The sequence below is a fragment of the Ectopseudomonas composti genome (genome assembly GCF_900115475.1).
Classification (GTDB): Bacteria; Pseudomonadota; Gammaproteobacteria; order Pseudomonadales; family Pseudomonadaceae; genus Aquipseudomonas; species Aquipseudomonas composti.
In genome coordinates this window covers 312,724-331,297 of sequence record NZ_FOWP01000006.1, presented here as the reverse complement: position 1 = coordinate 331,297, position 18,574 = coordinate 312,724, and the positions used below count along the sequence as shown (strand labels likewise).

The following is an 18,574-nucleotide window of genomic DNA, read 5'->3' as shown; positions in this document are numbered from 1 at the left end:
CAACGGCCGCCCATAGAACGCTATCGGCCCAGCCCACGTAGCTACCCGGAACAACTGCCAACAATCGAGTACGAGCCGGGAGACCACGTGGTGAAGGTACGTCGGACCGGGCAGGTGTATTTCAAAGGGCTCAACGTCTTCGTCAGCGGAGGTTTATACGGGGAAAGGGTCGCCATCCGCCCCACCGCCGAAGATGACGTCTACGATGTGGTTTTCATCCGCAAAACGCTGCGTCAGATAGACCTGAGGCAACGGGCAACATGATCATCAACCTGTTACCCATGTCCCCCGACAGGTGTTTACCATGTCCCCCGGCTGAACACGCAGCGCACCCTACGGGTCGCGGCTAAAGCCCCTCCCACAGATGCGGGAGACCTGTGAGAGAAGCTTTAGCCACGACAGCTTTGGCATATTCCCAACAGTCCCCGGATTGCATCCGGGCTACGCCAACCGTTGCAACTCGCGCCGCACCATGTTGACGAACTCCGGCGGGCTGAGCTGATACAGCTCCTGCGCCACCCACGGCAGCCAGCGCCCTTGCAGCTCGTCCTTGCGCGCCAACAGGCGTTGGGCCTCGGCTTCGGCGCGGGCCTGGTGCTCGCGGTGGTAGTCGGCGCGGCTCGGTTTTTCTGTACTCACGCGGTTGCCCTTTTCCTCATATCGGGCGGAGCAGGCATAATCGCCGCCTGTTCGCCCATTTCGACCGTCATCAATGCGCATCCACGTCAGTTTCATCGACCGCGTCGGCATCACCCAGGAAGTCCTGGCGCTGCTCGGCGGGCGCAATCTGAACCTCGATGCGGTGGAGATGGTACCGCCAAACGTCTACATCGACGCACCGACTCTGAGCGCCGAGGTGCTCGAGGAACTGCGCGGCGCGCTGCTGCAGGTGCACGGTGTGCAGAGCGTCGAGGTGGTGGACATTCTCCCCGGCCAGCGCCGCCGCCTGCAGCTCGATGCCTTGCTCGCGGCCATGCCCGACCCGGTGCTGGCGGTCGATGACCGCGCCACCGTGCTGCTGGCCAACCCGGCGCTGGTGGACATGTGCAGCCGTCCCCCCGAAGGCCTGAGCATCGCTGCGCTGTTCGCCGATGACGCACTGCAGCAATCGCTGCTCACCGCTGGTTTTCATCAACCGCTGCGCGAGGTGCACTTCGCCGGCCAGCCGCTGCTGCTCGACGCCCAACCGATCACCGAAGACGGGCGCCTCACCGGCGGCCTGCTTACCCTCTATGCGCCGAGCCGGATGGGCCAGCGCCTGGCCGCACTGCATCATGACCATGCCGAGGGTTTCGATTCGCTGCTTGGCGAGTCGGCACCGATCCGTGCGCTCAAGGCTCGCGCCCTGCGTGTGGCGTCGCTCGATGCACCGCTGCTGATCCACGGCGAAACCGGTACCGGCAAGGAGCTGGTGGCACGCGCCTGTCATACCGTCAGCGTGCGTCGCACTGCGCCTTTCCTCGCGCTTAACTGCGCCGCCCTGCCAGAGAACCTGGCCGAGAGCGAGCTGTTCGGCTACGCCCCCGGCGCTTTTACCGGCGCCCAGCGTGGCGGCAAGCCAGGGCTGCTGGAGCTGGCCAACCAGGGCACGGTGTTTCTCGACGAAATCGGCGAAATGTCGCCCTATCTGCAAGCCAAGCTGCTGCGCTTCTTGAGCGATGGCAGTTTCCGCCGCGTCGGTGGCGACCGCGAGGTGAAGGTGGACGTGCGCATCCTCAGCGCCACCCACCGCGACCTGGAAAAGATGGTCGGCGAAGGCAGCTTCCGCGAAGACCTGTTCTACCGCCTCAACGTGCTCAACCTGGAAGTGCCGCCGCTGCGCGAACGCGGCCAGGACATCCTGCTGCTGGCCCAGCACTTCATGGCCCAGGCCTGCGCACAGATCCAGCGCTTACCCTGCCGCCTGGCACCGGCCACCTTCCCGGCGCTACTGGCCGGGCGCTGGCCAGGCAACGTGCGCCAGTTGCAGAACGTGATCTTCCGTGCCGCGGCGATTTGCGACAGCAACTGGGTGGAAATGGACGACCTGGATATCGCCGGCACCGAAGTGGCGCCGAGGGTGCAAGGTGAAGTCGCCAGCCTGGAGCAGGCCATGGACGAGTACGAGAAAGCGCTGCTGGAAAAGCTCTACGACAGCCACCCGTCCAGCCGTCAGTTGGCCGCGCGCTTGGGTACCTCGCACACCGCCATCGCCAAGCGCCTGCGCAAGTACGGGATACCGGGCAAGCACTGACGCTCTCGCTTGCGTAGGGTGGGTTAGGCGTCTGTTTTGAGGCTTGATAACACCGCAGATTCCGACACGCCGTAACCCACCATCGGCGCAACGCGGAAGATCGCCCGGTGGGTTACGCAGCGCACCATCACCGCGCTGTCGGATCGGTCATCGATCAGCGCTGCTAACCCACCCTACGGTTCTAGGCTCTGGGTCAGATCGGCGTGGCACTGGTAGGCACCTTGATCACCCCGCAGGCCATACGTGCACCGCCACCGCCCAGAGGCTGTGGGTGATCGGCGTGATTGTCGCCGCCGGCGTGGACCATCAGCGAGCGGTTATGCAGGTCTTCCAAGCGTTTGAGTCGCGGCGCCAGCACCGGCTGGCTGGCGCTGCCGTCTTCGATCACGAGCAACGCTGGCAGGTCGCCGAGGTGCGCGTTGTCCTCCCAGGGGAAACCGTGGCGTCCGGCTTTGTCCGGGTCCCAATGGCCGCCAGCCGCACCAGCCGGGGTGAGTTTGCCATCTACTTCAGCAGCATTGCAGTTGGCCTCGGTGTGCACGTGAAAGCCATGCACGCCCGGCTCCAGGCCCTGCAACTCAGGGGTGAACACCAGCCCGTAGGGCGACTGGCTGATGGTCACGGTGCCGACAGGTGCGCCAGGACCATTCGCAGTAGCCTGCTGGAGGGTAACGGTGACCGTCTCGCTGGCCTGCAGGCTGGTGGCGCCGAGCAGCGCGAATGCCAGGGGAATCAGGGGTTTCATGGTCGATCTCTCTCCTTGTCGATGAAGTCTCCCAGTTACCGACCCTCGATACCGCTGAACGGTTCCAGCAAGCCTTCGTATCGATATCATTCCACCGTAACGATTTAGCAACAATCAAGTGGAAGCCGCGCCCCGCATGGTGCGACTTCGACTTTTCCATTTGCGACGCCTGAATTCGTAGCGATATCGTTCCAGAGGACTGTATACAACACCCATAAATATATTTAAGTATTTGATTTTATTGAATATTTTTACATTGGCACCGGCATTGCAAACACTCCCGCAACCTGCCCGCCACCTAGAAGCGGACACCATTACCCCTGAGGAGTTGACATGAGCGAGTTGCGTTTCACCGCCGATCACGAGTGGCTGCGTCTGGACAACGATGGTCTGGTAACCGTCGGCATCACCCATTACGCCCAGGACGCGCTCGGCGACGTGGTTTATGTGCAACTGCCGGAAGCCAAGTCCTACGCACAGGGCGAGGAAGTGGCTGTGCTGGAGTCGGTGAAGGCCGCCAGCAACATCGTCATGCCGCTGGACGGCGAGATCGTCGAAATCAACGGCGATCTGGAAGGCAGCCCGGAGCTGGTCAACGAGTCACCGCTGGACAAGGCCTGGTTCTTCCGCATGCGCCTGGCCGACAACGCCGTGCTGGCCGACCTGCTGGACAAGGCCGGCTATGATCGTCTGTTGAACGCCAACGCCGACGCCTGAGTGATCGCCATGACCAAGCTCGATACCCAGAACGAATTCATCGCCCGCCACATCGGCCCGCGCGATGCCGACACCGCCGCCATGCTCGAACTGCTTGGCTACGATTCGGTCGATGCGCTGACCGGTGCGGTGATCCCCGAGAGCATCAAGGGCACCAGCATCCTCGGTGAGCAGCCGGGCCTGTCGGAAGCCGACGCCCTGGCCAAGATCAAGGCCATCGCCGCGAAGAACCTGCAGTTCAAGAACTTCATCGGCCAGGGTTACTACGGCACCCACACGCCGAGCCCGATCCTGCGCAACCTGCTGGAAAACCCGGCTTGGTACACCGCCTACACCCCGTACCAGCCGGAGATTTCCCAGGGTCGTCTGGAGTCGCTGCTGAACTTCCAGACCCTGGTCAGCGACCTCACCGGCATGCAGATCGCCAACGCATCGCTGCTGGATGAAGCCACCGCTGCCGCAGAGGCCATGACCTTCTGCAAGCGTCTGTCGAAGAACAAGGCTGCCAACACCTTCTTCGTTTCCCTGCACTGCCACCCGCAGACCCTCGACGTGCTGCGCACCCGTGCCGAGCCGCTGGGCATCGACATCGAAGTCGGCGACGAAGCCGCCATCACTGACGCCAGCGCCTACTTCGGCGCGCTGCTGCAGTACCCGGCAAGCAACGGTGACATCTTCGATTACCGCGCCCTGGTCGAGCGTTTCCACGCTGCCAACGCCCTGGTGGCCGTGGCTGCCGACCTGCTGGCCCTGACCCTGCTCACCCCGCCGGGCGAGTTCGGCGCCGACGTCGCCCTGGGCAGCGCCCAGCGCTTCGGTGTGCCGCTGGGCTTCGGTGGCCCGCACGCTGCCTACTTCGCCACCCGCGACGCGTTCAAGCGCGACATGCCGGGCCGCCTGGTCGGCATGTCGGTCGACCGCTTCGGCAAGCCGGCCCTGCGCCTGGCCATGCAGACCCGCGAGCAGCACATCCGCCGCGAGAAGGCCACCAGTAACATCTGTACCGCGCAGGTGCTGCTGGCCAACATCGCCAGCATGTACGCCGTGTACCACGGTCCGAAAGGCCTGACCGACATCGCGCAGCGCGTGCACAGCTTCACCGCCATCCTCGCCTTGGGCCTGACCAAGCTGGGCCACAGCGTCGAGCAGCAGCACTTCTTCGACACCCTGAGCATCAAGACCGGCGCCAAGACCGCCGAGCTGCATGCCAAGGCCCGCGCTGCCGGCATCAACCTGCGCGAGATCGACGCCGAGCGTCTGGGTCTGTCGCTGGACGAAACCACCGACCAGGCTGCCGTCGAGGCACTGCTGGCGCTGTTCGCCGCTGAACAGGCCGCCCCTGCCATCAGCGACCTGGCCACGCAGATCGCCAGCCGCCTGCCGGAAAATCTGCTGCGTCAATCGCCGATCCTCAGCCACGAAGTGTTCAACCGCTACCACAGCGAAACCGAGCTGATGCGCTACCTGCGTAAGCTGGCTGACAAAGACCTGGCGCTGGACCGCAGCATGATCCCGCTGGGCTCCTGCACCATGAAGCTCAACGCTGCCAGCGAAATGATCCCGGTCACCTGGCCGGAATTCGGCAACCTGCACCCCTTCGCTCCGGTCGAGCAGGCTGCCGGTTACACCCAGCTGACCAGCGAACTGGAAGCCATGCTCTGCGCCGCCACCGGCTACGACGCCGTGTCGCTGCAGCCCAATGCCGGTTCCCAGGGCGAGTACGCAGGTCTCTTGGCCATTCGCGCCTACCACATGAGCCGTGGCGACGATCAGCGCGACATCTGCCTGATCCCGCAATCGGCCCACGGCACCAACCCGGCGACCGCCTCCATGGCTGGTATGCGCGTGGTGGTGACTGCCTGTGATGCCCGCGGCAACGTCGACATCGCCGATCTGAAGGCCAAGGCCGAAGAGCACAAGGATCGCCTGGCGGCGATCATGATCACCTACCCGTCCACCCACGGTGTGTTCGAGGAAGGCATCCGCGAGATCTGCCAGATCATCCACGACAACGGCGGCCAGGTGTACATCGACGGCGCCAACATGAACGCCATGGTCGGCCTCTGCGCCCCAGGCCAGTTCGGCGGCGACGTCTCGCACCTGAACCTGCACAAGACCTTCTGCATCCCGCACGGCGGCGGCGGCCCGGGCGTCGGCCCGATTGGCGTCAAGTCGCACCTGGCGCCGTTCCTGCCGGGCCATGCGCACATGGCACGCAAGGAAGGTGCAGTCAGCGCCGCGCCGTTCGGCAGCGCCAGCATCCTGCCGATCACCTGGATGTACATCACCATGATGGGCGGCAACGGCCTCAAGCGCGCGTCGCAGATGGCCATTCTCAACGCCAACTACATCGCCCGTCGTCTGGAAGAGCACTACCCGGTGCTTTACTCCGGCGAAGGCGGCCTGGTGGCGCACGAGTGCATCCTCGACATCCGTCCGCTCAAGGACAGCAGCGGCATCAGCGTCGACGACGTGGCCAAGCGCCTGATCGACTTCGGCTTCCATGCCCCGACCATGTCTTTCCCGGTGGCCGGCACGTTGATGATCGAGCCGACCGAGAGCGAGTCCAAGGAAGAGCTGGATCGCTTCTGCGACGCCATGATCGCTATCCGCGAGGAAATCCGCGCGGTCGAGCAGGGCCGTCTGGACAAGGACGACAACCCGCTGAAAAACGCCCCGCACACCGCCCTGGAACTGGTTGGCGAGTGGCACCACGCCTACAGCCGCGAGCAGGCGGTGTACCCGCTGGCGACGCTGATCGAGGCCAAGTACTGGCCGCCGGTTGGCCGCGTGGACAACGTCTACGGCGACCGCAACCTGGTCTGCGCCTGCCCGTCCATCGAGGCGTATCAGGACGCGTAATAAACCTCCCCTCTCCCGCTTGCGGGAGAGGGGACGGTTCAGTGGCTAGCCTCCCCTATTTTCGGCTCACCCCTCATCGGGGCGGGCCTGTTTCATCCCGAGAAAAACGATAAAGAGGGCCTCACCATGTTCAGCAAGCACGACCAACTGCAGGGCTATGACGATGCCCTGCTCGCGGCGATCCAGGCCGAAGAACAGCGCCAGGAAGACCACATCGAGCTGATCGCCTCGGAGAACTACTGCAGCCAGCGCGTCATGCAGGCGCAAGGCAGCGGCCTGACCAACAAGTACGCCGAAGGCTATCCGGGCAAGCGCTACTACGGTGGCTGCGAGCATGTCGACAAGGTCGAGGCGCTGGCCATCGAGCGCGCCAAGCAGCTGTTCGGCGCCGACTACGCCAACGTCCAGCCGCACTCCGGCTCCTCGGCTAACAGCGCGGTCTATCTGGCTTTGTTACAGGCCGGAGACTGCATCCTCGGCATGAGCCTGGCACACGGCGGCCACCTGACCCATGGCGCCAAGGTGTCGTCCTCGGGCAAGCTGTACAACGCCGTGCAATATGGCATCGACGAGAACGGCCTGATCGATTACGACGAAGTCGAACGCCTGGCCGTCGAGCATAAGCCGAAGATGATCGTCGCCGGCTTCTCGGCCTACTCGCGCGTGCTGGACTTCCCCCGTTTCCGCGCCATCGCTGACAAGGTCGGCGCACTGCTGTTCGTCGATATGGCTCACGTTGCCGGCCTGGTCGCGGCCGGTCTGTACCCCAACCCGGTACCGTTCGCCGACGTAGTCACCACCACCACACACAAGACCCTGCGCGGTCCGCGTGGCGGCCTGATCCTGGCGCGCAAGAACGAGGAGATCGAGAAGAAGCTCAACTCCGCCGTGTTCCCTGGCGCCCAGGGCGGCCCGCTGATGCATGTCATCGCGGCCAAGGCGGTGTGCTTCAAGGAAGCGCTGGAGCCAGGCTTCAAGACCTACCAGCAGCAGGTAATCGACAACGCCCGCGCCATGGCCGCGGTGTTCGTCGAGCGCGGCTATGACGTGGTCTCCGGCGGTACCGACAACCACCTGATGCTGATCAGCCTGGTCAAGCAGGGCCTGACCGGCAAGGCGGCCGACGCGGCGCTGGGCGATGCCCACATCACCGTGAACAAGAACGCCGTGCCGAACGACCCGCAGTCGCCGTTCGTCACCTCCGGCATTCGTATCGGCACACCGGCGGTGACCACTCGCGGCTTCAAGGAAGGCGAATGCCGCACCCTGGCCGGCTGGATCTGCGACATTCTCGACGACCTGGAAAACCCAGCCGTGATCGAGCGCGTGCGCGGCCAGGTTGCCGACCTGTGCGCCACCTACCCGGTCTACGCTGACTGATACCCGATGAACGACGGGCCGCGCGGCGGCCCCAACCGGTGCGCGTGGCGCACCCAACAGGAAATCGACATGACCACTGAAACCCTCGCCAAGACTCCGCTGCACGCCCTGCACCTCGAACTCGGCGCGCGCATGGTGCCCTTCGCCGGCTTTGACATGCCCGTGCAGTATCCGCTGGGCGTGATGAAGGAGCACCTGCACACCCGCGACGCCGCCGGTCTGTTCGACGTCTCGCACATGGGCCAGATCCTGCTGCGTGGCGAGCACGCGGCGCGCGCCCTGGAAACCCTGGTGCCGGTGGACATCATCGACCTGCCGGTAGGCATGCAGCGCTACGCCATGTTCACCGACGCCCAGGGCGGCATCCTCGACGACCTGATGGTCGCCAACCTGGGCGACGACACCCTGTACGTGGTGGTCAACGCCGCCTGCAAGGATCAGGACCTGGCGCACCTGAAGAAGCACATCGGCGAGCAGTGCCAGATCGAATGCCTGTTCGAAGAACGCGCCCTGCTCGCCCTGCAAGGGCCGAAAGCGGTCGAGGTACTGGCGCGCCTGGCACCGGAGGTGAGCAAGATGACCTTCATGCAGGTTGCCCGCGTGCGCCTGCTGGGCAGCGAGTGCATCGTCAGCCGCAGCGGCTACACCGGCGAAGACGGTTTCGAGATTTCCGTCGCCGTGGATCAGGCCGAAGCCCTGGCGCGCAGCCTGCTGGCCGAAGCGGAAGTCGAGGCCATCGGCCTGGGTGCGCGTGACTCGCTGCGCCTGGAAGCCGGCCTGTGCCTGTACGGCCACGACATGAGCAGCGCCACCACGCCGATCGAAGCCAGCCTGCTGTGGGCCATGTCCAAGGTGCGCCGTGCCGATGGCGAACGTGCCGGCAACTTCCCGGGCGCCGAGCGCGTGTTCGAACAGCAGCAGAAAGGCGTGGCGCGCAAACGTGTCGGCCTGCTGCCACAGGAGCGCGTACCGGTGCGTGAAGGCGCGGAAATCGTCGATGCCGACGGTACCGTGATCGGCCAGGTATGCAGCGGCGGCTTCGGCCCGACGCTCGGCGCGCCGGTAGCCATGGGTTACGTTAACGCCAGCCATGTCGCCATCGACAGCGACGTCTGGGCGGTGGTGCGTGGCAAGCGCGTAGCGATGAAAGTGGCCAAGACCCCGTTCGTGCCGCAGCGCTACTACCGCGGCTGATTCGCGACGTAGTTCGACTCTGTCACAGGCGCGCCTCGCGGAGAATCTATCGAAATACGCAAAAAGATCCGGTGCCAGTGCCCTGCTACCCTCTCCCATTTATGGGAGAGGGGTTGGGGGAGAGGGCAAGAAACACGCAAAGCCGTAACTTCGCGCCCGGATGCAGTCCGGGGATGCCCTCAAAAGCTCCCGGATCGCATCCGGGCTACATCGTTTCTAGCCCCTGATCCGCTCATAGGGCACCCGCTCGCGCCCGGCGCGCAGCGTCTGCGCCCACCAGTTCAACTGCACCAGCGTATGCGCCAACGCCGAATTGGCGTGCCGTGGTTCGCTCAACTGGCCCTGGTCATCGAACTGCTCCCAGGCATTGGTGAAACTCACCGAGCCGCGCACCGTCATTGCATGCAACTCCGCCAGCACCTGACGCAACTGCTCCACTGCGCGCAGCCCACCGGATACCCCGCCGTAACTGACGAACCCCACCGGCCGCGCGCCCCAGGAGGCCGGCACCTCGTCGATGAACTGCTTGAGCGCCGCCGGATAGCCGTGGTTGTACTCCGGGGTGACGATCAGAAAGGCATCGGCGCGCAGCAATTGCTGCAGCGACTGATGGCGTTGCTCGGCAAGCGCCTGCTCCTCGCCGGGCTGGCGGAACATCACGGCCGGGTCGACCAGACTCAGCTCGAACTCGCTGCGCTGCTCGATCTGTTCGCGCGCCCAGGCCACCACCTGGTCGCAGAAACGCTCTTCACGCACGCTGCCGTAAATCAGTACCAGTCGGATGCGGTCCTGCATGGAATTGCCCTCGGTGTTGTCGATCAAGACCAGCGAGGGTAAAACCTCAACTTAACTTGAGGTCAACAGGAATTTGTCATGGACATGCACCGCGCCTTTCACGAGCGTCCACTGAGTGTCGGCCAGGTTGCCGAACGTAGCGGCGTGGCGGTTTCCACCCTGCATTTCTACGAAGCCAAGGGCTTGATCCACAGCCAGCGCAATGCCGGCAATCAACGGCGTTATCGACGTGATGTACTGCGCCGCGTAGCGCTGATCAAGGTAGCGCAGCGCCTGGGTATTCCACTGGCCGATATCGGTGCGGCGCTGAGCACGCTGCCCTGCGATCACACCCCTACTGCCGCGGACTGGCAGCAACTGTCGGCGCAGTGGCAACGCGATCTGGACGCGCGCATCGAGCAAATGACGCGACTGCGCGACCAGCTCACCGGGTGTATCGGTTGCGGTTGCCTGTCGATGCAGGACTGCCCGCTGCGCAACCCCAGCGACGAACTCGGCGAGCAAGGTGCAGGGGCGCGTTTACTGGAGACGGATTAATCGTCCAGGCAGTTGCGCCTGTTGCTGAACACCTCGCGACGGATGTCGCGTACGTCCAGGGAAATCGCCGGCACCTGCGGCAGGCGTTGCACCAGTGCACGCACTATACGCCGCGACAGCGCCCGCTTGTCGTCATCGCTGCGCCCGGCCAGCACGTAGAAAATCAGGTGCACGAACGACCCCGGCTCTCCACCTACGCAGTGGTGCTCGTACAGGCTCAAACGCACCTTCACCTCGCCGGGCTGGAACAGCCCCGACTCAGCTGCCTGGTCATGCACCAGCTGCACCAGCTCCTGCGGATTGATTAGCTCACTCACCTCGCGGGCGGCTTCGATCAGGCAATGCGGCATGAATAAACCCTTGATGTAAGTGAATTTGTCATACGTTATCACACAACAATTTCAATACCAGAAGTCCTACCTGCCCTGCGCAAAAACCTTCCTGATAGCCGGATACACCGCCAGTAGTGCCGCCTAATAGGGAGAATCCACTCAGACTTTCGTCTAGCCATGCGTTGACAAGCGATAAAAAGGCTGTCGATAATCCAGCAAGTTGTATGACGACATATGACAACGATAACAACAAGAATCAGGGCCATGACATGACTACCCTCGCCTCTCCCTCAGCGCAGCAGCCCCTCGCCTGCTCGGCATCCATCGCCGCCACACGCCATAGAACCGGATTCGCCGGAGGCTGACGTCAGCCACCAGCAATGACCGGCCGCGTTCGGCCGGGCTATCGCCCTCTACGGGGCAATCACAACATTCCCATCATGCAGGTCCTGATGCAGACCAGCAGGGGATGGTTCGTTCAAAAACTGGGAGCACAACAACAATGACTGCACGCAACATCATTCCATTGGCCCTGCTCGGCAGCACGGCTCTGGCCCTGGTTATGCCGACCGCCACGCACGCTGCCGGCTTCGTCGACGACGCCAAGGTCACCCTCGGCCTGCGCAACTACTACTTCAACCGCAACTTCCTCAACCAGACCCAGGGCGGTCAGGGCCAGGCCGAAGGCTGGACCCAGAGCTTCATTCTCGACGCTCGCTCCGGCTACACCGAAGGCACCGTCGGTTTCGGCCTCGATGTGCTGGGCCTGTACTCGGTGAAACTCGACGGCGGCCGTGGCACCACGGGTAGCCAGTTGACGCCCGTGCATGACGACGGCCGCCAGGCTGACGACTTCGGTCGTACCGCCGTGGCCGCGAAAGCCAAGATTTCCAAGACCGAACTGAAAGTCGGCGAGTGGTTCGCCGTGCTGCCGATCCTGCGTGCTGACGATGGCCGTTCGCTGCCGCAAACCTTCCAGGGTGCGCAGATCACGTCCAATGAAATCGACGGCCTGACCCTGTACGGCGGCCAGTTCTGGAAGAACAGCCAGCGTAACGATGCCAGCCGTGAAGAGATGTCCTTCGGTGGCGTAGAGGGTGATGACTTCAACTTCGGCGGTGGTGAATACCGCTTCAACGGCAACAACACCATGGTCGGTGTCTGGCACGCGCGCCTGGAAGACGTCTACAAGCAGAGCTACGTGCAACTGACCCACAGCCAACCGGTCGGCGACTGGGTGCTGGGCGCCAACCTCGGCTACGTCAACGGCAAGGAAGAAGGCGCGGCCAAGGCCGGTGATCTGGACAACAAGGTGTATCAGGGCGCGTTGTCCGCCAAGCGCGGCAACAACACCTTCACCGTCACCTACCAGAAACTCAGCGGCGATACCAAGTTCATGCGTATCGACGGCGCCAGCGGCGGCACCCTGGTCAACGATGGTTTCACCAATGCCTTCGACGCCCCGGAAGAGCGCTCCTGGCAGGTGCGTCATGACTACAACTTCGCCGGCCTCGGAATTCCGGGCCTGACCCTGATGAACCGCTACACCAGCGGCTCCAACATCCACACCGGCGGGCGTACCGACGCCGAAGAGTGGAGCCGTGAATCCGAGCTGGCCTACACCATCCAGGAAGGCACGCTGAAGAACCTCAACGTGCGCTGGCGTAACTCCAACCTACGTCGTGACGTGGGTGCCGATCTGCACGAGAACCGTCTGATCATCAACTATCCGCTGTCGATTCTGTAATACCGGACGCATCACTGCGTCCTATTGACTCCTGTGTGTTAACGGCACTTTACGCCCGTCCTCGTGACGGGCTTTTTTTGCCTGCCAACTTTGACGCTCCCTGCGCGACGTCAACCCGTAGGGTGCGCCGTGCGCACCGGCTTGCACGCAAGCAGCCGGCACGCCCCGTTTCAGCGCAAGCGCCCGATCATCTGCCCCAGCACCGTCAACACATCCCGCCCCAGCTTCTGCGAGCGTGCGCCATTCCAGCCAGTGCGTGGCTGCGGGCTGTCGTCGTGATCCTTGAACGGCATCTCGATAGTGAACGATAAACAATCGAAGGCCTGGCCGACGGCGTTGCAGGCCAGGGTCAGGTTGGCCTGGCCTGGCTCATCGCGCGGATAACCGAAACGGGTCTGGAACTCGGCACCGATGCCGACCAGGCGACTGCGAAAATCCTCTTCCAGCGCCGCCAGCCGCGGGGTATAGCCCGGATTGCCTTCGCAGCCGGCGGTGAATACATGAGGAATTTCCTCGTCGCCATGGATATCGAGGAACAGGTCGACGCCGATGCGCTGCATGTGCTGTAGCACGAACAACACTTCGGGGCTGCGCTCGGAGCTGGCCGGCTGCCAGGCACGATTGAGATCCTGCCCCGCATAATTGGTACGCAGGTGACCGCGAAAGGCGCCGTCCGGGTTCATGTTCGGCACCAGATAGAACTCGGCCTCGCGCAGCAATGCGGCGACCTCGGCATCCTGCGTATTCTGCAGACGCTCGATCAGCCCTTCCATGAACCACTCGGCCATGTGTTCGCCGGGATGCTGCTGGGCGATGATCCACAGTTTGCGCGCAGCGCCAGCCTGACCGCCGATACGCAGTAGCTGGATGTCGCGCCCTTCCAGGCTTCTGCCGCTGGCCACCAACTCAGCGCCGCGCTCCAGCGCGTTGGCGATCAGGCGTTCATGCCGCGCCCGTGGGTAAGGTTCGAAATAGGCGAACCACACGCACTCGCGCTCGGCCTGCAACTCGAAATGCAGCTGACCGTCGTGGTAACGGGTGGGCACGCGAAACCAATCCTGCTGGTCGTAACTGGCCACGGCCTGGTAACCGGCCCAGGCGCGGTTGTAGGCCGACTGCCCGGCATTGGTCAGGCTGAAGCCATACTCCTGACCAGGCTCAAGGCCATCGACCTGAAAGTGAAACCACTGGAAATGGTGGCTGTTGAGGTCCGGGCGCATGGCCAACAGGACGCGCTGCGGGTCGCTGGCGTCGATGACCTGGATATTGCCACTGTCGAAATCCGCGCTGATTTTCATGACTGCCTCGTAAGCGAAATCAGCACTCAGGATTGCAGCTCATGGCGCGAGTGTGAAGTCGCACCGCGACAGATTGATCAACGACAGCGAACTATGACGGTCAGGGTCAGCCTAATAGCGACTTGCCCTGTTTCTCGCCTACGGAGTCACTGCCATGCCCAGTCCGATCAACCTGCGTCACGCCACCACTGTCCTGCTCGCCATCGCGCTGCTGGCAGGCTGTGCCGGGCGTGAACCCGACGCCACCACGCCGGAAGAACAGCCGCAGGTCGAACAGCCCATCACCCAGAACGAACAGGATCAACTGCGCCAGCAGGCCCAGCGTGGTGATCTGGAAAGCCAGTTCCAGCTCGGCAGCAGCTACTTCGTCGGTCAGCCGGAGAAGAACCTCAAGCAGGCCGAATACTGGTGGAAGCAGGCCGCAGACAAAGGCCACGCCATGGCTGCGGTCAGCCTGGCCTACCTCTATACCGGGCGTGACGCACCGGAGTTCGCCAACCAGCGCGACATGCTCAAGTACCTTAACCAGTCAGCGGCAGCCGGCAATCCGATGGCGCAGCATGTGCTGGGCAACCTCTACCGCCGTGGCGAAGGCGGCGTGTCGCGTGATCCTGACCAGGCCCAGCGCCTGTACCAGAGTGCTTGCCAGCAGAGCTACGAGCCCTCCTGCGCGGCGCTGGGTCGTCAGTGATCCGAACGGCACTGGATCAGGGCTGCAGATCGAACAGCGTTTTGCCGCTTGCCATATCGCAAGGCGCTGAAAAGTGCTCGTGAAAGATCAGCCAGCGACCACCCTGGCGGCGCAGGCACTGAGTCACGCGCATCCAGCAGGTTTCCAGCTCGCCCTTGTCATTGGTGCCGCCGCAGTGCAGTAGATAGTGGGTGACGCCAAGATCGCCATCGGCGCTGAAGGTCGGCTCGTGCGGTTCGAAGCGCCCTTCACCACTGCACATTTCCATGCAGGCCTGCCAATGCGCCTTATACGCCGGGCGCCCTTGAAAACGCAGCGGCCCCACGGCGTCGTAGGCAACCACGCCTTCCACGTAGTGGCTCATGATGCGCGCCACATCCTTGCTGCGGCAGGCGTCGGTCCAGCTGTTCAGTGCGTCTTGCAGTTCGTGCTGACTCATATCGTTTCTCCTTCGCTAGGCTTCAGGCCTTGTGGCCACAGCAATCGTTGCTGGGCGCGCGCTGTTCGTACTCATCGTGCAGGCGCGTCCAGTTGAGCTCCTTGCCGTCTAGGTCGGGCATGCCGTCCCAACCCTCGCTGCGGCCAAAAGGCGTGAAGTCGAGGAAATGGAAGCTGCTCATCAGCATCTCCACGCCTCGGCCATAGGTGGAATAGGTGTGATAGATGCGCCCTGCGTCGCGCAGGAACACGCTGACACCGGGCTGCTCGCCCTGTACGTGGTAGTTCAGGCCCAGACGCTGCAGTTCGTCCTTGTCGCGGTAGTTGTATTCGACCGGCGCGACCTGTTCGTCGGTGGTGGCGTGGTAGTCGTAGTTGAAGCGGCAGCCGTACGAGCTGTACCAGGGCAGCGTCCAGCCCATGCGCTGCTTGAAGGCTTGCAGATCGGCCAGCGGCGCCCGCGAGACCAGCACCAGGTTGGTATCACGGGCGTGCAGGTGGGACTGGTGGCCGATGTTGTCCACTAGGCAGGAACAACCGTCGCAGCCTTCGCCACGGTCCATGTGATACATGAAGTGGTAGACGATCAACTGGCTGCGCCCGTCGAACAAGGCCTCCAGGCCGACTTCACCTTGCGGCCCCTGAAAACGGTAGTCCTCTTCCACCAACACCATGGGCAAGGTTCGACGGGTGCGGTTGAGCGCATCACGCTGGCGGGTCAGCGCCTTTTCCTGTTCGAGCAATGTCTTGCGCGCGGCCAGCCACTGCTCACGCGTGGCGACCTCGGGGATGTAGCGACGGTCCATAAGAACTCTCCCGATGAACGATGGCGGCTCAGGACTGGGCAGCCGGGTCGACATCCAGTTGGCGAACCGGCCGCACCTCCACGCTGCCGACACGGGCGGCGGGAATATGACCGGCGAGCTGGATGGCCTCGTTAAGATCACGGGCCTCGATCAGATAGAAGCCGGCGAGCTGCTCCTTGGTTTCAGCGAAGGGGCCATCGGTGATGGCCAGTTTGCCGCCGCGCATGCGCACCGTGGTGGCGGTCTGCACCGACTGCAACGCCTCGGCGGCGAGCATGCGTCCGCTCTCCTGCACGCGCTGGGCGTAGGCGTGACACTCGCTGTCGTGCGGGCTGTCGGGGGAGCTGTGTAGCTCCTGTTCGTTGGCATAAACGAGACAGAGGTATTTCATGGCGCGCTCCAGTTCCTTGGCGGTGGATACTGGATAGTCGAACGCGGCGAGTGCATTTCGACATTGGCCGAAAAAACATCGCCAAAGCCGACGAACGGTAGGGGGCTTCGTGCGCACCGGCCTCCCAGGCCCTCCTTGCACACGAGCGAGTTGAAGGCAGCCGCGCAGCGCCCCTAGTCGGGGACTTCCACGCTGACGTGAATGGCGTCGTGGCGCCAGAACTCCAGGTCGCAATCGATGATGCGCCCGTGCTGGTCGCGGTTGACGCGGGTGATGCGCAATGCCGGGCTACCCGGTGCGACCCGCAGGCTGGCAGCGGCCTCGGCATGTAGCGCAGTGGGCACCATGTCGAAACGCACGCGACCATAGTGAATGCCGTATTCGCTGGCATAGAGGTCGGTCAGCGAGCGGGTCAGGTCGAATTCGAGAATGCCAGGGAAGTAGGCCGGGTTGAGGTAGTGCTCGACATACAGCACCAGACGCCCGTCGATACGCCGCGCGCGGCACACCTGATAAACGCTCGACAGCGCCGGCAGCTCCAGCACCTGGCAGATCTGTGCGGTGGCCGGCATCAGCCGCGCACTCAGAACGTCGGTCGCCGGTACCCGCCCCTGCTCGGCGACCATGGCATGAAAGTGGGTACGCACCAGCGGGTTGTAGGCCACCCGTTGCGGCGAAACGAACCAGCCGCGGCGCTCCTCGCGGTAGACCAGCCCTTGAGCCTCCAACTGACCAAGCGCCTCGCGCAGGGTGATGCGCGTGGTATCGAACAGCTCACTGAGCTTGCGCTCGGCCGGCAACTTGCTGCCGGAGAGCAACAACCCCCGGTCGATCTGCTCCTGTAACGCACGGCAGATGAGGGTGACGGCCCGTGGCGCTTCTTCGCGCATCAAAATTTCCCCTTTTGGACTAGTCCAGCCCCATCACGGGGCAAAAGTCGCTTGCTCAGACGGGTTACAAGACTAGGCAGTCTAGATGACTGATAGATGACAAGCGTCCTGCAAGCACGCCGCATGCCATCGCCACATCCACTCGCAGCCCGCTAAATCAGGGACTTATCCATGGTCTACGCTTGATGAGTGCGCCAGCTGACTGCACCTAGACATCTGCCACTTTTGGCCGGACATAAAACTGTCATTGAAGGCGCTTAGATTGGCTCGGGTATTGCTGATCTAGACCAACACTCTCACTGCAAAGGAGTTTCCAATGAAACAACTGCTGCTGGCTTCACTGATGGGCTCGGCCATCGCCATGGCGACTTCCGCCATGGCCGAAGGCACCGACTTGCAGGCACTGGAAAAGGCCGCACGCGCCGAAGGCGCGGTGAATAGCGTGGGTATGCCCGACAGCTGGGCCAACTGGAAAGACACCTGGACCGACCTGACCAAACTCTACGGCCTCAAGCATCAAGACACTGACATGAGTTCGGCGCAGGAGATCGCCAAGTTCGCCGCCGAGAAGGACAACGCCACCGCCGATATCGGCGATGTCGGCGCCGCCTTTGGTCCCATCGCCGTGCAGCAGGGCGTGACCCAGCCGTACAAGCCGAGCACCTGGGCGCAGATTCCGGATTGGGCCAAGGACCAGGACGGTCACTGGATGCTGGCCTACACCGGCTCCATCGCGTTCATCGTCAACAAGCAGTTGGTCAAGGACGTGCCGAAATCCTGGGCCGACCTGAAGAACGGCAAGTACCGCGTCGCCATCGGTGACGTCAGCGCCGCCGCCCAGGCCGTCAACGGCGTACTGGCCGCCGCCATCGCCGGTGGTGGCGACGAGAAGAACATCCAGCCGGGCCTGGACTTCTTCGCCGCCATCGCCGAGCAGGGCCGTCTGTCGCTGTCCAACCCGACCATCCAGACCCTGGAAAAAGGCGAAGTGGAAGTCGGCATCGTCTGGGACTTCAACGGCCTGTCCTACCGCGACCAGATCGACCCGAGTCGCTTCGAGGTGCTGATCCCGTCCGACGGTTCGGTGATCTCCGGCTACACCACCATCATCAACAAGTACGCCAAGCACCCCAACGCGGCCAAGCTGACGCGTGAGTACATTCTCTCTGACGCTGGCCAGATCAATCTGGCCAAGGGCAATGCCCGGCCGATACGCGCCGAGCACCTGACCCTGCCGGCCGACGTACAAGCCAAGCTGCTGCCCAACGAGCAGTACGCCAAGGTCAAGCCAATCGTCGACACCACGGCCTGGGAAGCCACTTCCAAGGCGCTGCCGCAAATGTGGCAGGAGAACGTGATCATCAATATGGAATAACCCGCGCTCGGTGGGAGGCGCTTCAGCGGCGACAGTCGCGGCTGAAGCCCCTCCCACAAGCTGCTCCCGCAGCCAATACCTGTAGGAGCGGCTGGGCGGCATTCCGCTTCAGCCGCGAAACGCTTCCATCGTTTTTCAGGATT

General features: G+C 63.3%; 18 protein-coding genes and 1 pseudogene. 10 read left to right on the top strand and 9 right to left on the bottom strand.

The genetic code is table 11. The features are described 5' to 3' along the window. A pseudogene (locus BM059_RS25395) lies at nucleotides 1-264 on the top strand (IS481 family transposase); the annotation flags it as partial. A gap of 177 nt (nucleotides 265-441) precedes the next feature. Here BM059_RS25395 and BM059_RS14040 read toward each other — a convergent pair. Beyond that, nucleotides 442-639, bottom strand: coding sequence for a hypothetical protein (locus BM059_RS14040; protein WP_037004301.1), 198 nt, complete (start codon nucleotides 637-639; stop codon nucleotides 442-444). Nucleotides 640-712: 73 nt separating this feature from the next. On the opposite strand from BM059_RS14040, the gene BM059_RS14035 reads away from it, so the two are divergent. Beyond that, nucleotides 713-2,233 (top strand): sigma-54-dependent transcriptional regulator, encoded by a 1,521-nt coding sequence (locus tag BM059_RS14035; protein WP_074939350.1) that lies wholly within the window; start codon nucleotides 713-715, stop codon nucleotides 2,231-2,233. A gap of 193 nt (nucleotides 2,234-2,426) precedes the next feature. On the opposite strand, the gene sodC is transcribed toward BM059_RS14035, so the two are convergent. Further along, nucleotides 2,427-2,978, bottom strand: coding sequence for a superoxide dismutase family protein (sodC, locus tag BM059_RS14030; protein ID WP_074939348.1), 552 nt, complete (start codon nucleotides 2,976-2,978; stop codon nucleotides 2,427-2,429). A 333-nt stretch (nucleotides 2,979-3,311) separates the two neighbouring features. Between sodC and gcvH the strand changes: the two genes are divergently transcribed. From gcvH to gcvT, 4 genes are all read left to right on the top strand, one after another. Next, the gene (gcvH, locus tag BM059_RS14025; protein WP_004423620.1) at nucleotides 3,312-3,695 is read left to right on the top strand and encodes a glycine cleavage system protein GcvH; all 384 of its coding nucleotides are present in this window, start codon (nucleotides 3,312-3,314) and stop codon (nucleotides 3,693-3,695) included. 9 nt (nucleotides 3,696-3,704) lie between these two features. Further along, entirely contained in the window at nucleotides 3,705-6,557 is a 2,853-nt protein-coding gene (gene gcvP, locus BM059_RS14020; RefSeq protein ID WP_074939345.1) for an aminomethyl-transferring glycine dehydrogenase, read from the top strand. 126 nt (nucleotides 6,558-6,683) lie between these two features. Next, on the top strand, nucleotides 6,684-7,937 hold the full coding sequence (glyA, locus tag BM059_RS14015) for a serine hydroxymethyltransferase (protein WP_074939343.1): 1,254 nt from the start codon (nucleotides 6,684-6,686) through the stop codon (nucleotides 7,935-7,937). Nucleotides 7,938-8,006: 69 nt separating this feature from the next. Then, nucleotides 8,007-9,131, top strand: a complete 1,125-nt coding sequence (gene gcvT, locus BM059_RS14010; RefSeq protein WP_074939341.1) for a glycine cleavage system aminomethyltransferase GcvT — start codon at nucleotides 8,007-8,009, stop codon at nucleotides 9,129-9,131. A 216-nt stretch (nucleotides 9,132-9,347) separates the two neighbouring features. On the opposite strand, the gene BM059_RS14005 is transcribed toward gcvT, so the two are convergent. After that, nucleotides 9,348-9,926: an NADPH-dependent FMN reductase gene (locus tag BM059_RS14005; RefSeq protein WP_074939381.1), complete on the bottom strand. Its 579-nt coding sequence runs from the start codon at nucleotides 9,924-9,926 to the stop codon at nucleotides 9,348-9,350. Nucleotides 9,927-10,010: 84 nt separating this feature from the next. Between BM059_RS14005 and soxR the strand changes: the two genes are divergently transcribed. Further along, the gene (gene soxR / locus BM059_RS14000) at nucleotides 10,011-10,463 is read left to right on the top strand and encodes a redox-sensitive transcriptional activator SoxR (RefSeq protein WP_074939379.1); all 453 of its coding nucleotides are present in this window, start codon (nucleotides 10,011-10,013) and stop codon (nucleotides 10,461-10,463) included. On the opposite strand, the gene BM059_RS13995 is transcribed toward soxR, so the two are convergent. Then, nucleotides 10,460-10,813: a 5-carboxymethyl-2-hydroxymuconate Delta-isomerase gene (locus BM059_RS13995; RefSeq protein WP_037004303.1), complete on the bottom strand. Its 354-nt coding sequence runs from the start codon at nucleotides 10,811-10,813 to the stop codon at nucleotides 10,460-10,462. The genes soxR and BM059_RS13995 overlap by 4 nt on opposite strands. 484 nt (nucleotides 10,814-11,297) lie before the next feature. On the opposite strand from BM059_RS13995, the gene BM059_RS13990 reads away from it, so the two are divergent. After that, nucleotides 11,298-12,542 carry an OprD family porin gene (locus tag BM059_RS13990; protein ID WP_074939340.1) on the top strand — a complete coding sequence of 415 codons (1,245 nt, stop codon included), beginning with the start codon at nucleotides 11,298-11,300 and terminating at the stop codon, nucleotides 12,540-12,542. Between the two features lie 170 nt (nucleotides 12,543-12,712). Here BM059_RS13990 and BM059_RS13985 read toward each other — a convergent pair whose 3' ends face one another. Next, nucleotides 12,713-13,840: a M14 family metallopeptidase gene (locus BM059_RS13985; RefSeq protein WP_074939338.1), complete on the bottom strand. Its 1,128-nt coding sequence runs from the start codon at nucleotides 13,838-13,840 to the stop codon at nucleotides 12,713-12,715. A 154-nt stretch (nucleotides 13,841-13,994) separates the two neighbouring features. On the opposite strand from BM059_RS13985, the gene BM059_RS13980 reads away from it, so the two are divergent. Then, nucleotides 13,995-14,531 carry a tetratricopeptide repeat protein gene (locus BM059_RS13980; protein WP_074939336.1) on the top strand — a complete coding sequence of 179 codons (537 nt, stop codon included), beginning with the start codon at nucleotides 13,995-13,997 and terminating at the stop codon, nucleotides 14,529-14,531. A gap of 16 nt (nucleotides 14,532-14,547) precedes the next feature. Here the strand turns inward: BM059_RS13980 and BM059_RS13975 are convergent, their stop codons facing one another. The 4 genes from BM059_RS13975 to BM059_RS13960 all read right to left on the bottom strand — a co-directional run bounded on the left by BM059_RS13975 (nucleotide 14,548) and on the right by BM059_RS13960 (nucleotide 17,056). After that, nucleotides 14,548-14,970, bottom strand: a complete 423-nt coding sequence (locus BM059_RS13975; protein WP_074939334.1) for a YybH family protein — start codon at nucleotides 14,968-14,970, stop codon at nucleotides 14,548-14,550. A gap of 22 nt (nucleotides 14,971-14,992) precedes the next feature. Further along, on the bottom strand, nucleotides 14,993-15,775 hold the full coding sequence (locus tag BM059_RS13970; RefSeq protein WP_074939333.1) for a DUF899 domain-containing protein: 783 nt from the start codon (nucleotides 15,773-15,775) through the stop codon (nucleotides 14,993-14,995). Nucleotides 15,776-15,803: 28 nt separating this feature from the next. Then, nucleotides 15,804-16,166: a YciI family protein gene (locus BM059_RS13965; RefSeq protein WP_037004956.1), complete on the bottom strand. Its 363-nt coding sequence runs from the start codon at nucleotides 16,164-16,166 to the stop codon at nucleotides 15,804-15,806. A 173-nt stretch (nucleotides 16,167-16,339) separates the two neighbouring features. Beyond that, entirely contained in the window at nucleotides 16,340-17,056 is a 717-nt protein-coding gene (locus BM059_RS13960; RefSeq protein WP_037004958.1) for a UTRA domain-containing protein, read from the bottom strand. 316 nt (nucleotides 17,057-17,372) lie between these two features. On the opposite strand from BM059_RS13960, the gene BM059_RS13955 reads away from it, so the two are divergent. Further along, nucleotides 17,373-18,431 (top strand): ABC transporter substrate-binding protein, encoded by a 1,059-nt coding sequence (locus BM059_RS13955; RefSeq protein ID WP_074939331.1) that lies wholly within the window; start codon nucleotides 17,373-17,375, stop codon nucleotides 18,429-18,431. Nucleotides 18,432-18,574: the final 143 nt, after the last annotated feature.

Coding starts and splice junctions, on each gene's coding strand:
- BM059_RS14035 (WP_074939350.1), top strand. CDS start 713: ATGCGCATCCACGTCAGTTTCATCGACCGCGTCGGCATCACCCAGGAA.
- sodC (WP_074939348.1), bottom strand. CDS start 2,978: ATGAAACCCCTGATTCCCCTGGCATTCGCGCTGCTCGGCGCCACCAGC.
- gcvH (WP_004423620.1), top strand. CDS start 3,312: ATGAGCGAGTTGCGTTTCACCGCCGATCACGAGTGGCTGCGTCTGGAC.
- gcvP (WP_074939345.1), top strand. CDS start 3,705: ATGACCAAGCTCGATACCCAGAACGAATTCATCGCCCGCCACATCGGC.
- glyA (WP_074939343.1), top strand. CDS start 6,684: ATGTTCAGCAAGCACGACCAACTGCAGGGCTATGACGATGCCCTGCTC.
- gcvT (WP_074939341.1), top strand. CDS start 8,007: ATGACCACTGAAACCCTCGCCAAGACTCCGCTGCACGCCCTGCACCTC.
- BM059_RS14005 (WP_074939381.1), bottom strand. CDS start 9,926: ATGCAGGACCGCATCCGACTGGTACTGATTTACGGCAGCGTGCGTGAA.
- soxR (WP_074939379.1), top strand. CDS start 10,011: ATGCACCGCGCCTTTCACGAGCGTCCACTGAGTGTCGGCCAGGTTGCC.
- BM059_RS13995 (WP_037004303.1), bottom strand. CDS start 10,813: ATGCCGCATTGCCTGATCGAAGCCGCCCGCGAGGTGAGTGAGCTAATC.
- BM059_RS13990 (WP_074939340.1), top strand. CDS start 11,298: ATGACTGCACGCAACATCATTCCATTGGCCCTGCTCGGCAGCACGGCT.
- BM059_RS13985 (WP_074939338.1), bottom strand. CDS start 13,840: ATGAAAATCAGCGCGGATTTCGACAGTGGCAATATCCAGGTCATCGAC.
- BM059_RS13980 (WP_074939336.1), top strand. CDS start 13,995: ATGCCCAGTCCGATCAACCTGCGTCACGCCACCACTGTCCTGCTCGCC.
- BM059_RS13975 (WP_074939334.1), bottom strand. CDS start 14,970: ATGAGTCAGCACGAACTGCAAGACGCACTGAACAGCTGGACCGACGCC.
- BM059_RS13970 (WP_074939333.1), bottom strand. CDS start 15,775: ATGGACCGTCGCTACATCCCCGAGGTCGCCACGCGTGAGCAGTGGCTG.
- BM059_RS13965 (WP_037004956.1), bottom strand. CDS start 16,166: ATGAAATACCTCTGTCTCGTTTATGCCAACGAACAGGAGCTACACAGC.
- BM059_RS13960 (WP_037004958.1), bottom strand. CDS start 17,056: ATGCGCGAAGAAGCGCCACGGGCCGTCACCCTCATCTGCCGTGCGTTA.
- BM059_RS13955 (WP_074939331.1), top strand. CDS start 17,373: ATGAAACAACTGCTGCTGGCTTCACTGATGGGCTCGGCCATCGCCATG.